11 protein-coding genes are annotated in these 13,622 nt (G+C 52.2%); 4 read left to right on the top strand and 7 right to left on the bottom strand.

The window, feature by feature from the left end:
• Window positions 1-143: 143 nt before the first annotated feature.
• From IEV89_RS18590 to IEV89_RS18580, 3 genes are read left to right on the top strand one after another with little or no spacing between them, the layout of a single operon-like run.
• Entirely contained in the window at window positions 144-1,322 is a 1,179-nt protein-coding gene (locus IEV89_RS18590; RefSeq protein ID WP_188475010.1) for an amino acid ABC transporter permease, read from the top strand.
• Between the two features lie 9 nt (window positions 1,323-1,331).
• Window positions 1,332-2,441: an amino acid ABC transporter permease gene (locus IEV89_RS18585; protein ID WP_188475009.1), complete on the top strand. Its 1,110-nt coding sequence runs from the start codon at window positions 1,332-1,334 to the stop codon at window positions 2,439-2,441.
• Window positions 2,442-2,449: 8 nt separating this feature from the next.
• Window positions 2,450-3,211: an amino acid ABC transporter ATP-binding protein gene (locus tag IEV89_RS18580; RefSeq protein ID WP_188475008.1), complete on the top strand. Its 762-nt coding sequence runs from the start codon at window positions 2,450-2,452 to the stop codon at window positions 3,209-3,211.
• Between the two features lie 234 nt (window positions 3,212-3,445).
• Here the strand turns inward: IEV89_RS18580 and IEV89_RS18575 are convergent, their stop codons facing one another.
• Both IEV89_RS18575 and IEV89_RS18570 read right to left on the bottom strand, forming a co-directional pair.
• Complete coding sequence (locus IEV89_RS18575) at window positions 3,446-4,135, bottom strand: LrgB family protein (RefSeq protein WP_188475007.1); 690 nt, start codon at window positions 4,133-4,135, stop codon at window positions 3,446-3,448.
• Window positions 4,128-4,550 carry a CidA/LrgA family protein gene (locus tag IEV89_RS18570; RefSeq protein WP_188475006.1) on the bottom strand — a complete coding sequence of 141 codons (423 nt, stop codon included), beginning with the start codon at window positions 4,548-4,550 and terminating at the stop codon, window positions 4,128-4,130. The genes IEV89_RS18575 and IEV89_RS18570 overlap by 8 nt, the downstream gene beginning before the upstream one ends.
• Window positions 4,551-4,663: 113 nt before the next feature.
• On the opposite strand from IEV89_RS18570, the gene IEV89_RS18565 reads away from it, so the two are divergent.
• Window positions 4,664-5,572, top strand: coding sequence for a LysR family transcriptional regulator (locus tag IEV89_RS18565; RefSeq protein WP_188475086.1), 909 nt, complete (start codon window positions 4,664-4,666; stop codon window positions 5,570-5,572).
• A gap of 26 nt (window positions 5,573-5,598) precedes the next feature.
• Here the strand turns inward: IEV89_RS18565 and IEV89_RS18560 are convergent, their stop codons facing one another.
• From IEV89_RS18560 to IEV89_RS18540, 5 genes are all read right to left on the bottom strand, one after another.
• Window positions 5,599-7,248 carry a Na+/H+ antiporter gene (locus tag IEV89_RS18560; RefSeq protein WP_188475005.1) on the bottom strand — a complete coding sequence of 550 codons (1,650 nt, stop codon included), beginning with the start codon at window positions 7,246-7,248 and terminating at the stop codon, window positions 5,599-5,601.
• A gap of 743 nt (window positions 7,249-7,991) precedes the next feature.
• Window positions 7,992-9,359: an NCS2 family permease gene (locus IEV89_RS18555; RefSeq protein WP_188475004.1), complete on the bottom strand. Its 1,368-nt coding sequence runs from the start codon at window positions 9,357-9,359 to the stop codon at window positions 7,992-7,994.
• Between the two features lie 632 nt (window positions 9,360-9,991).
• The gene (locus IEV89_RS18550) at window positions 9,992-10,660 is read right to left on the bottom strand and encodes a glutathione S-transferase family protein (RefSeq protein ID WP_188475003.1); all 669 of its coding nucleotides are present in this window, start codon (window positions 10,658-10,660) and stop codon (window positions 9,992-9,994) included.
• Between the two features lie 369 nt (window positions 10,661-11,029).
• Complete coding sequence (locus tag IEV89_RS18545; RefSeq protein ID WP_188475002.1) at window positions 11,030-12,592, bottom strand: methyl-accepting chemotaxis protein; 1,563 nt, start codon at window positions 12,590-12,592, stop codon at window positions 11,030-11,032.
• Between the two features lie 204 nt (window positions 12,593-12,796).
• Window positions 12,797-13,582, bottom strand: a complete 786-nt coding sequence (locus tag IEV89_RS18540; RefSeq protein WP_188475001.1) for an inositol monophosphatase family protein — start codon at window positions 13,580-13,582, stop codon at window positions 12,797-12,799.
• Window positions 13,583-13,622 lie beyond the last annotated feature (40 nt).

The following is a 13,622-nucleotide window of genomic DNA, read 5'->3' as shown; positions in this document are numbered from 1 at the left end:
TTTATACAGATAATCCCCAACGTGATTGGCGTTGCAGGCAGGTAGCAGCGTGACGCCAGGTAATAAGGGGATAAGGATACCGATGCACCAGTCGTTCCCTGGTGCATCGATTCCAGATGAAAGATTGCTAAAGGTCATTCCCTATGTCGCAACGCCCAACCGAAAAAAGGTCGTTCTCGCTAACGAATCCAGTGGTCCGTGCCTGGCTTTACCAAATTTTCGCGGTGGTGTTACTGGTTGCCTGTCTGGGCTACCTCCTGCACAACGCTATTACTAATCTGAGCACAAGAGGCATCACCTCGGGTTTTGCTTTCCTCAATAGAGGGGCCGGTTTCGGCATTATTCAGCATCTTATTGACTATCAGGAGGGTGACACCTACGCGCGCGTTTTTGTTATTGGCCTGCTTAATACCTTACTCGTTTCAGCGCTGTGTATCGTGTTTGCCTCCATTCTCGGTTTTATCATCGGGCTTGGTCGCCTTTCAGATAACTGGCTGATCCGTAAAGTTTCCACCATCTACATCGAAATTTTTCGTAATATTCCACCGCTTCTGCAAATCTTCTTCTGGTATTTCGCCGTGCTGCGCAATCTGCCGGGACCACGCCAAAGCCTGGAAGCGTTTGGGGTCGCCTTCATCAGTAATCGTGGTCTTTATTTACCTTCGCCCGAGCTGGCACCAGGCAGCCTGGCGACGGCCATTGCGCTACTGCTGGCGGTGTTGGGTACTTTGGCCCTTAAACGCTACAACCACTTCCGCCAAATCCACACCGGGCAGGTTGGCCGCAGCTGGCCATGGGCCATTGCGATGCTGCTTATCTTTCCAGCATTAGCGCATCTGTTCTTTGGACCGGCGCTGCACTGGGACATTCCTGCGCTACGCGGCTTCAACTACCGTGGTGGCATGGTACTGATCCCAGAGCTGGCCTCGCTGACATTAGCGCTGTCGGTCTATACCTCAACCTTTATCGCTGAAGTGATCCGTTCAGGGATTCAGTCGGTTTCCCACGGACAGCATGAAGCGGCGCTCTCTCTCGGCCTGCCAAATCCGGTGACGTTGCGTCAGGTTATTTTGCCACAGGCAATGCGGGTGATTATTCCACCGCTGACCAGTCAGTACCTCAACATCGTGAAAAACTCCTCGCTGGCCGCGGCCATCGGTTACCCGGATATGGTGTCGCTCTTTGCAGGTACGGTGCTAAATCAGACCGGGCAGGCGATTGAAACCATTGCGATGACCATGTCGGTCTATCTGATCATCAGTCTGGTGATTTCGTTCTTAATGAACATTTATAACCGGCGTATCGCGCTGGTCGAGCGTTAAGGGAAACGAATGACGATGAGCACACATCCCCATTCCTTACGGGTTGTCAAACCCGGCACGCCGGTTGGCACCGCCGTATTGTGGGCGCGTAAAAACCTCTTTTCCAACTGGTTTAACAGCCTACTGACGCTTTTCTGTTTGTGGCTACTGTGGGTGGCGATCCCTCCCCTACTCAACTGGGTCGTTTTTCAGGCTAACTGGATTGGCACTACCCGTACTGACTGTACAAAACAGGGCGCGTGTTGGGTCTTTATTCATGCCCGTTTCGGTCAGTTTATGTATGGTTTGTATCCGTTTGAAGGACGTTGGCGCATCAACCTGACGCTTGTCGTCGGGCTACTAACGCTGATCCCGATGTTTGTGAGTGCTATGCCACGCCGTGGGCTATACATCACCGCCTGGGTCATCCTGTTCCCCATTTTTACCTGGGTCATGCTGTACGGCGGTTTCTTTGGTCTAAAGGTGGTTGAAACTCGCCAGTGGGGCGGATTGACGCTGACACTTATCATCGCCGCCGTCGGGATTGCCGGTGCCTTGCCGCTGGGTATTTTGCTGGCTCTGGCGCGTCGTTCGCGATTGCCGATCGTGCGGGTATTATCGGTCGTTTTCATCGAGTTCTGGCGCGGTGTGCCGCTGATCACGGTGTTGTTTATGTCCTCCGTCATGCTGCCCTTGTTTATGCAGGAAGGCACCAACATCGACAAGTTGGTGCGTGCCATGGTTGGGGTGATTCTGTTCCAGTCGGCTTACGTGGCGGAAGTGGTGCGAGGCGGGCTACAGGCGCTGCCGAGAGGCCAGACTGAGGCTGCCGAGTCGCTCGCACTGGGCTACTGGCGAACCCAGGGACTGGTCATTCTGCCGCAGGCATTAAAGATGGTGATACCCGGTCTGGTTAACACCATCATCGCGCTGTTCAAAGATACCAGTCTGGTGATCATCATCGGTCTGTTCGACCTGTTCAGCAGCGTACAACAAGCCACCGTCGATCCAGCGTGGCTCGGCATGTCGACCGAAGGCTACGTCTTCGCCGCTGCCGTTTACTGGATTTTTTGTTTCAGCATGTCGCGTTATAGCCAACATTTGGAAAGACGCTTTCACACCGGACGTTCCGCACACTGAGGTAAACCATGAGCGACCATCAAGTCACTGAACCTAAAAAAATGATGATCACGCTGCAAGACGTGAACAAGTGGTACGGGCAGTTCCACGTGTTGAAAAACATCAATCTGAACGTGAAGTCGGGCGAGCGCATTGTATTGTGTGGCCCTTCAGGTTCGGGTAAATCGACCACCATCCGCTGTATCAACCATCTGGAAGAGCATCAGCAGGGGTTGATCGTGGTAGACGGCACCGAGCTAAATGACGACCTGCGCAACATCGAGCGCGTACGCACTGAAGTTGGCATGGTGTTCCAACATTTCAACTTATTCCCACACCTGACCGTGTTGCAAAACTGCACATTGGCACCCTGCTGGGTGCGTAAAATACCGAAGAAAGAGGCCGAGGAACTGGCGATGCATTACCTGAAACGCGTGCGTATCGCCGAGCACGCGCACAAGTTTCCTGGGCAGCTTTCGGGAGGACAGCAGCAACGCGTGGCCATCGCTCGTTCGCTCTGCATGAAGCCTAAAATCATGCTGTTCGACGAACCCACTTCTGCACTGGATCCGGAAATGGTGAAAGAGGTGCTAGATACCATGGTGGGACTGGCAGAGGAAGGTATGACGATGCTATGCGTAACACACGAGATGGGCTTTGCCCGTACTGTCGCCGACCGGGTGATCTTTATGGATCGCGGGGAGATCGTCGAAGAAGCGCCGCCGCTGGAGTTCTTTGCGAATCCAAAGTCAGAAAGAACGAGGGAGTTCTTATCGCAGGTGATTCATTAACGCGCTAATGTTGTGGGCTGCGGCCCACATACGCTTTTAACCTCCATTCAAATTCAACTTCAAGACCTTGGGCTGCCGCCCAAACCGGCCTTAAGGTCAAGATCGTGGGCGCCGGCCCACACCGGGTTAAGAGCCGTAAACGCGGCCCTTAACAATCCTGCGTTTTTTATGAAGCTTCCGTAGCTACGCTGGTCACAATGGCCGTGTTTCAGGGGCCAAAACGATAGCCACCAACTACCACATCAACACCCCGATGACCGGTGCCATCACCACGGTGACAACCCCCGCCAACATCATCACTAAACTCGCGACCACGCCTTCCTCCGCCCCCAACTCATACGCTCGAGCCGTCCCGGCGCCATGCGACGCAGCACCTAAACCCGCGCCTTTCGCCAGCCCGCTTTTTACCGCCAATCGCAGGAAAAGAATATCGCCGACCGCCATACCAAATACGCCAGTGATAACCACAAACAGCGCCACCAAGTCAGGCTGTCCCCCCATTTGCTTCGCTGCAGCCAGTGCGAATGGCGTGGTGATGGAACGCACTGCCAGACTGCGCTGTATCTCTTCCGGCAGGGTCAGCATTCTCGCCAGCCAGACTGAACTGCTGACGGCAACAACGATGGCCGTCAGCACGCCTGCACTTAGCGACATCCAGTGACGGCGGATCACCGCCATATTTTCATAGACCGGCACCGCGAACGCAATGGTCGACGGGCCGAGCAACCATAACAGCCAATGGGTTTCACCTATGTAATCCTGATACGACGTATGCGTTGCTACTAGCAACACCACCAGCACAACCGGCGTGAACACCAACGGCATCAACAGCAAGCGACGGCGCTGACGGTAAAGTCTTTTGTTGGCGTAATACAGCCCCAGCGTGACAACAAAACACAAAATGCTGATGAGAAAATCAGTCACGGGATATCTTCCTCGCCGCCAAACGTTGTTCCAGACGATAAACCCTGTCCACAACCAAGGCTGTCGCGCCCAGTGTCAGCATGGTGCTAATGCCAATGACCAGAAAAATCTTCCAGCCCTCGACCATCAGCAGTTGTGCATAGTTAACCACCGCGACGACAGCGGGCACAAAAAACAGCAACATTTCGGCCAGCAGCCAACGTGAACCGGCTTTCACCCATTTAAGTGGCAAGACGCGGGACACTATCAGCAATAACATCATCAGCATGCCCACGATATTGGCCGGTAAGGGGATATGCAACAACGTGACCAGACGGTCTGCTATCAGGAAAACAATGGCATACAGCACCACCTGAACAGGAACCTGACAGCGATTTAACAGGGACGGCGCTCGGGCACGCAACACCAACAACATGAGGACGACCTCAAAAGAGGAAAAAGAGAATAGACTGAATTATATGCTGTCAGGAAACCGGTAAAGAAATGAATTAAAATCATCCCAATGATTCCAAAATGGAATACTCAATAATGGATGTCCGCACACTACGTTATTTCGTCGAAGTGGTCCGCCAGCAAAGCTTTACCCGCGCTGCGGAAAAACTGTTTGTCACTCAGCCGACCATCAGCAAAATGCTGCGTCATCTGGAAGACGAACTGGAATGCACACTGATCGTCAGAGAAGGGCGTCGCCTGCGTCTGACCGACAGCGGGCAGGCGGTGTATCAGCGCGGCCTGCATATTTTGGAAGAGTTCCGTCAACTCGAAGCCGAACTGGAGGACATCAACTCGGCGAAACGTGGGCGACTGCGGCTGGGGATCCCACCAATGGTAGGGACACAAATAGCACCGCTGATCGGCAAATTTCGCCAACACTATCCCGGGATTGAGTTGATCATCTCAGAGTTTGGGGGTCTGACGGTGCAACAGGCGGTGATCTCCGGTGAACTAGACCTGGCACTGACCGCCCTGCCCGCCGACGCCGTCACCTCAATAACGTCGTTGCCGCTCTTCAGTCACCCGCTGTGCGTCGTGGTACCACGCAACGAGAAATGGCTAAACCGCACCAGAGTCCCGATTGCCGAACTGGCTAGTGAAAGCATCTTGATTTATAACGAAGATTTTGCGCTCTACCGCATGTTGATGGACGCCTTCAGCACCCATGGATTTACGCCAAAAATCGCCGCCCGCAGTGGTCAGTGGGATTTCCTCGCTGCTATGGTACAAACCGGTATGGGCATCGCTATTTTGCCAGAACCTATCTGCCGGCAGTTGGATAAACACAGCCTGATGTGGATCCCGCTGGAACCCGCTATGCCCTGGCAACTGGGCCTTATCTGGCATCAGGGGAGCTATTTATCACACTGTGCCCAGGCATGGATTGCACTTTGCAGAGAGTACTGGCAGCAGGAAGGAGAAGAAGGTGCGCACGCCATATAGCGCACCCGTGGTATGAGGAAAGACGATCAGACTTCCTTCTCTGCCAACAACGCTTCAAGTAAATCGAGGTCATGCAGCAGTTTTTGCAAGGTTTCGTTACTGATTTTCTGAGTAGCGCGCAGGTGATAATACTCACCACGCTCCGCACGTAGGGCCGTGAGGCGGAAGCGGCGCTCGAGGTTTTCCAGCTTCAGCGCGGCTTCTATATCATCTTTATTGGCCGTTCGCCGCCGCAATGTCCCTATCACCCGTGAGCTGATCTCCTTTAGCGTCTGCTCGTCGATATTCTCTTCAGCATCCGCCGCGAGTCGTTCCTCCATTTTATGCAGGCTTTCAATCGCCACTTCGGCAGCAATCGACTTCGCCATGCGCTCCTCTTTTCGGAAGGTCGAACCGTCGGCGACCACTACGCCTTTGAGCAGGAATGGCAGGGCAATCACGCCGGCAATCAGTGAGAACAGGATCACACCGGTCGCAAGAAACACCAGTTGGTAACGCGACGGAAAAGCGCTGCCATCGGTCAGGAATAAGGGAATAGAGAGCACACCCGCCAGGGTTATTGCTCCGCGCACCCCAGCGAACGAGGCGACCCACAATTCACGAGTACTGTAGCTGCCAAACAGTAACGGTTTCTTTTTCATGAAACGGTTACTGATGTTTTTCATCACCCACAGCCAGACAAAACGCAGCAGCAACAGCGCAAAGTAAATAATGCCGACATCCGCAAATAGGTGCCAGGTGACAATCGAAGGATCATGCGTAGCCTGAACGAGCGAATTCTCAAGAATACCCGGCAATTGAAGACCAAGCAGAATGAACACCATGCCGTTAAATACAAACTCCAGCATCGACCATACGCTGTTGGCACGCAGGCGCATCGCCAGTGGTGCATTACGGATAATACCGGACTGGCTGATGGTCATACCGGCAGCCACGGCAGCCAGAATGCCTGACACACCGATATGTTCGGCAATCAGATATGAGGCAAAGGGTAACAGCAGAAGAAACACGATTTGCGTCGCGGGATCATCGCCGCTCCAGCGGCTCATAATGCGCAACGATTTACTGTACAGCCAAGTCACCGCCACACCAGCCATCAGACCGCCAATAGCCACTTTGAGAAACTCAACCGAAGCACCACCGACGGTAAAGATCATGGTGCCCATGGCCACCGCGATAGCAAATTTCAGTGACACCAGGCCGGACGCGTCATTCATTAGTGCCTCGCCTTCCAACACGCCCATGATCGATTTAGGAATGCGCCCTTTACCGACAATGCCGCCAAGCGCCACAGCATCGGTAGGAGAGAGTACCGCCGCCAACGCAAAAGCGGCGACCAGTGGGATATCAGGCACCATCATATAAATCAGATAACCGATACCGACCACCGTGAGCAGCACCAGCACAAGCGCGAGCCCCAGTATTTCACGCCCGTGGTGTAAAAATTCACGGGTTGGGGTTTTCCAGCCATCGGCAAACAGTAGCGGAGGAATAAAGAGGACTAAAAATAGTTCCGGGTCGAAATCCACATGCAAGCCAAAATTCGGCCAGGCCAGCAAAGCCCCGACGGTGATTTGCATGAGAGGAAGTGGAACTTGAAACGGCAACATTCTGGTCACGATGCCTGAGAGCGACACCACCAGAATCAAAATCAGAATAGTAAAGAAGATTTCCATGCTTTCCTTAGACTCTTTTTTTTATGATTCCAGTCGAACTGAGTCCGACACATACCATGGGAATAGTAGATCAAAAAAGAGGGAGGGTTAAATCAGAGCGTGCTTAAACCCGCTTTTAAATTCAAGTTTAAGACCTCGGGCTAGCCGCCCAAACTGGCCCAAAGGAGGTGTAAACGAACCTCCTTTGGAATCCTGCGTTTTCTCACTGCGCGCTTTCGCTGAATCGGGATGGACGTGTTTCAGGTGCCACAGCGATAGCCGTAAAATGTCAGCCCTGACGGGTTTCCCGGCTGCGGGTTCGAGCCAGGGGTAAAGATGTTGTCTCTCCACCGACTTGCCAGTGACATTTTGAACACGGCCGACGCTTCTTTAAATTCAAAATCAAAATCGGCACGTTATTTGTCTTTAAAGATGTCGAGGCCGCATTCAAAAATGGCGCTGAACGAGAGGTGCAAAACCGCGTGTTTTTTTACGCGGGTTGGAACCCGAAGTGAAGGAACCGCAACGCGGCGGCATTTTGCGGCGATAATAGCGGCACCTGAAACACGGCCATTGTGACCAGCGCAGCTGCTGTTTTTAAAAGAGCCGGAGATTCTTAAGAGGCGTGGCGATAGGCGCCTCTTAAGGCCGGTTTGGGTGGCAACCCAAGGTTTTGACCTTGAATTTAAAAAGCGGGTTCAGACCGCAACCCGAAACCCGCCCTTGCCCTTAAAGGGCGTTACATTTTTTCGCCCTAAAAAATCTTAAATGGCCCATCCACCCGCGTAGAACGCCACTAACGCCACCGCGATGATCACCGTGCCGACATTAAGCTTACGCCATTCGCCAGAGAAGATACGGCCGATAACCAGTGCGCTAAAGCCCAACATAATACCGGTCACAATATTGCAGGTCAGCACAATAAAGACGGCACACAGCAGTCCAGACATGGCATCAACAAAGTCATCAAAATCCAGTTTCGTGACGTTGCTTAACATCAACAATCCAACATACATCAGCGCCGGTGCCGTAGCATAAGCCGGAACCAGATAAGAGAGCGGTGACAAGAAAAGCATCAACAGGAACAGTACACCAACTACCGTTGCCGTCAGGCCGGTTTTGCCTCCTGCCGCTGTACCCGCCGCCGATTCGATATACACCGCCGCTGGCGAAGCACCGACCAAACCCGCAAATATGCTACTGAGGGAGTCTGATGTCAGCGCTTTACCCCCGCTGATGATCTGACCCTCTTTATCGAGCAAGTTAGCTTGCCCGGCAACCGCGCGGATCGTGCCAGTCGCGTCAAACACCGCCGTCATGACCAGCGCCAGCACGCTTGGCAGCACAGCCAGTTTGAGCGCGCCCATGATGTCGAGATTAAACAGAACAGAATGTCCACTCGCGTCAGACAACGACGGCATGGCGAACAACCCCTGATACTTCACCGCGGGATCAAAAATCAGGCCGATGATGGAGATCGCAATAATCACCAGCAGAATACCGCCAGGAACGCGCAGTTTTTCAAGACCGAAGATCACCGACAAACCGAGTAAGGTCATAATCACCGGGAAAGAGGTGAACGCGCCAAGCGTCACCGGCAAGCCGTCGAGAGGGTTTTTGATCACCAGCCCGACACCGTTGGCCGCGATAAGCAACAAGAACAGGCCGATACCAATGCCGGTCCCGTGCGCAACGCCCATTGGTAGATTGCGTAATATCCACGAGCGGATACCGGTTACGGAGATGATGGTAAACAGCACCCCCATCAGGAAGACCGCACCCAGAGCAACGGGTACGCTGATGTGCTGGCCCAATACCAGACTGAAAGCGGTAAACGCCGTCAGTGAGATAGCACAGCCAATTGCCAGCGGCAGGTTAGCCCACAGTCCCATTAATAAAGAACCGAAGCCTGCCACCAGACAGGTTGAGACAAAAACGGCGCTCGGTGAAAAACCCGCTTTCCCCAACATGGCCGGAACAACAATAACGGAATAAACCATCGCCAGGAACGTCGTCAGACCGGCAATGACCTCCTGACGGACATTGCTGCCGCGTGCAGAGATTTTAAAAAAAGCATCAAGCGAACCCGTTCGCGCAGCAGTACTGCCCGTTTGGTTGTGTTGACTAGACATGTGCAACCCTCTGAAGTGTCTTGCTGAAAAGCCTGCGTGGTCATTACGAAACCGTTTCGTCACGTTCACTTCCCTACCCAGTGAAATGCGTGCCGAGAAACCGGCAGAACCGACGCGCAAAACCAAGGCAAACGTTTAACTCTCATCGCGTAAGGCAGAAATAAATACCACGGTACTGCAAAGCAAACGATTATCCGGCCATTAACCCTCTCTTTTCAACTCCTGTTCGCGACAAATTGGTCTTATTTGTTGATTAAAAATGCATATCGTCCAGTAATTTGCGCAAACCCATTCTTTTTGGTGTTTTGCCTGATAATCGGGTTATGTATAACGTTATTTTGCCTGATATTCAGGCAATACGGGCAGGCGAAAAAATTGGCGTTCAGGGAGGATTTAAACAAAATGGTGCGAATTAAACGCCGTATTCAATAAACACGTCGGAATGACCTTCGACATAATGCCAATAATAGAGAAACACCGCCGAAGGGATAATAGGTTTCACTTATGTTTCACCGGAACGCCTTACAACCTAAAAACGTCAGCAAAACATAATATATAGAATCAAAAGATCCTATTGAGGTGAGGAAACATGGCCAACCTCTCTTCAACTTGAAGTATGACCAACATATCCGTTAACTCCCGATATGGTAAGGCCCGCCTTGTTCCAGCGCTTTCTGATAGGCTGGTCGCGCCTGAATGGTCGCAAGCCAACGACTGACATGCGGATATTTGTCCAGCCCACCGCGAGACACCATCGCCTCAATCGGGAAACTCATTTGAATATCCGCCGCGCTAAAATCGCTGCCCGCAAACCAGGCACTGTCTGCAAGATGCTTTTCGAGATAAGTACCATGAGTGGCCAGTTGCTTATCCAAATAATTCTGCTGTACGCCTTTACCAATGGCTCCGGCAATTGGACGAATAAGCCAGGGCATCGGCGGTTTACCGAGACGTCCAAAGATTAACTTCATCACCAAAATTGGCATCAGCGACCCTTCGGCATAGTGCAGCCAATAACGGTATGCCTGTCTTGCAAAATGATCCGTAGGTTTCAGGTTGCCTTGTGCATCATAGGCTTCTTGCAGATACTCGATAATGGCACCTGACTCAGCGAGCGTCAGATCGTTATCCACCAGAATGGGAGATTTCCCCAAGGGGTGCACGCTCTTCAACGCGTCTGGTGCCAGCATGGTCTTTTCATCACGTTGATATCGTTGTATTTGGTACGGAACGTCCAACTCTTCCAACATCCACAGAATTCTCTGTGAGCGTGAGTTATTTAAATGATGAACCGTGATCATGCATTCTGCTCCTAACTGATAAGGTTGATTTATCAGTAACTATAGTCGATATGAGCGGGGCTGTAATTACACCAATAAAAAGCCTACTTTTATTATGCTGTAACAACACAAGGCAGTTCGTTTCATTTAAATCCAGCCTCGCATTAAACTTAAATTAATTTAATACGGAGCGACGAATGCATGGCCTTTATTTTTCATAAAGGCCATCATCACTGTGCTGTAATTAGCCGTGTATACGTACTTCACTGTGTCGGGTCTTGCCTCCTTTCCAGTGAATACAACGAGGTGCTTATTTTATTTTCCTTCATCCTTGCCATGCTCGCTTCTGATTGCCAAACCTCACGCAATAACACTCAGCAGGCGATGACCTTACTCTGCAGCTATGCGGAAAAATCGCACAGCATTGCGCAACTCGACACTTTGTTCGGTCAGTGATTGCGCGGCGGCGGCGGCCTGCTCCACCAGCGCGGCGTTTTGCTGCGTCACCTGATCCATCTGTTCTACCGCAATCCCGACTTCATGAATTCCCGTATGTTGCTCAGTGCTGGCCGTGGAAATTTCACTGACGATCCCCGCGACCTTATTAACCGAGCTGACAATCTCGTTCATCGCCTGGCTGGCACGATCGGCTTGCTGCGAACCTTCAGCGATTTGGTTGACGGTGCCGTGGATCAGATTTTTAATCTCTTTCGCCGCCTGTCCGCTTTTTTGCGCCAGTACGCGGACCTCGCTAGCGACCACCGCGAACCCTTTACCCTGAGTGCCCGCCCGTGCAGCTTCCACCGCCGCATTCAGCGCCAAAAGGTTGGTCTGGAATGCAATACCTTCAATCACGCTGATGATGTTGATGATCTCCTTCGAACTGCCGGAAACATCACGCATATGCGCCTGCATACCGCTGACAATGGTGCCGCCCTGCAATGCCGTCTGCGACGTCGCATGTGCCAACTGGCTGGCCTCACGCGCATTCTCCGCGTTATGGCTGACGGTGGTGGTCAGGTTCTGCATATTCGCGCTGGTTTGTACCAGCGACGCCGCCTGCTCCTCGGTACGCTGCGATAAATCAATATTGCCTTGCGCAATTTCGCGTGCGGCATGATTGATCGACTCGCTACCGCTCATAATTTGATGAATGGTCTGGTTTAGTTGCTGACTCATGCTGCTCAGTGATGCCAGTAAACTGCCGTTATCACCGGGCTTAAGAATAATTTTTGTGGCCAGATTTCCCGACGCAATTTCTTGCATGATCCCCGCCGCATAAGCCGGTTCCCCCCCCAGTTGCCGGTTCAGATTACGCGCCAGCAGCAATGCCATCGCGACCGACAGCACCAAAGCAAACACCACCAGCACCAGGAATAGCAAGCTGGCGGTATGGTAATGACTGCGGGCCTGCACAGCGACCTGCTCGCTGTTGCTGATTTCATTTTTTACCAGCATGGCGAGGTCGGCCATCAGTTGTGTGCGATATTTTCGCGAGTTGTCACCGCTGATTTGAGTGGCTTGCTCAATATCATTGCGTCCCATCGCGGCAATCACCTGATCGTTCGCCAGTGAGAACTGCTCAAAGTTATGGATAATTTGCTTAAGCAAGTCCGACTGACTGCCACCGCTGTTCAGATTTTTGTAGGCGTTTTCAGCCGCTTTGAAATTGGCGACAGCCTGCATGATTTCAACCCGATGACCGTCACGCGGCGCCCCCTCTGGTGAGGCGATGTATTGCACTTGTTGTAGCCGCAACTCTGCCAGTGTGCCGCGCATCACGAGCGGATATTGAACGCCCGGCAGGCGGTACGCCCGGTAGTCTTCAATCTGCTGATTAATATTTCTCAACTGCCATGCCGACATCGCAGCCAGAACCAGCATTAGGGTAAGAACGATTGCAAATGCCCCCAACAAGCGGGCAAGAACAGAGAGATTGGTTATTTTTTTCATCAGGACACAACAAAGTGAGTGACAGGAAATAGAGATAACGGCAATAACCTGGATAACTTTACAAAAAAATGAAATAATATTTCATTTTGTTAATCATTGATATTATTGATGTAATTTTAAGGTTGCCAGACGAATTCAGAATGTTACTTAATGGGTGAACGTATAACGTCATCCACACTAAAATCATGTCAACACCCAACCGATTTACCTTGGCTGTAAATCCCAAAGCGGTCTAACGATTGCCATCAATCCTGGCGTTCCCGCCGCTACCGCCAAATCTCGAATATTTTCCGAACCAAAACTGACCACGGTTTCCAGCCCCGCTTCCTGACAGAGCACCGCGCCACCAGCAATATCCCACAGAGTGGTGCGTCGCTGCAGGTGGCCGTCAGTAATCCCTTTTGCGGCGAACACCATACCGACCGTGGTACAGCGGTAACATTGTACTGACCAGTCAGCGGCACGCAGTCCCTGATAAAATTGCGCGGCTTCATCGAGTTTGTCATCTGAACTGTCACCCAGCGACACAATCCGCACGTCACCAAAGCGGCCATCGCGCACGAAAGGCTGCCCGTTGCGAAAAATCCCTTTGCCACTTTCGGCAGCAAACTGTTCATTGAGCACCGGCAAAGCGACCACGCCAATCACCGGTTTTTTATGCTCCACCAGCCCGAGGGAAACGCCCCACAGCGGCGAGCCGCGCAGGAAATTAGAGGTACCGTCAATAGGGTCAATAACCCAGCATGCCGCATCCGTTAACACCCCACCCATCTCTTCGCCAATGATGCCATCATGCGGGAAATGTTTTGCCAGCTGAGCGCGAATAAACTGCTCGACGGCCACATCGGCCTGCGAAACAAAGTCCTGCACCTTTTTACTGCTGACCTGGATACCATCACGGCGATTAAAATAACTCAGCGCAAGTTCGGCAGCCTGCGCGGCAATCTGACTGGCCTTCACCAGACGGCTGGACATATCATTGTTGGTCATCAATTTTTCCTGTTTTGAAAATTCGCTAAAGCAGTCTGCT

Source organism: Hafnia psychrotolerans (genome assembly GCF_014639435.1).
GTDB lineage: Bacteria > Pseudomonadota > Gammaproteobacteria > Enterobacterales > Enterobacteriaceae > Ewingella > Ewingella psychrotolerans.
This window is presented reverse-complemented; position numbering and strand designations above follow the sequence as displayed.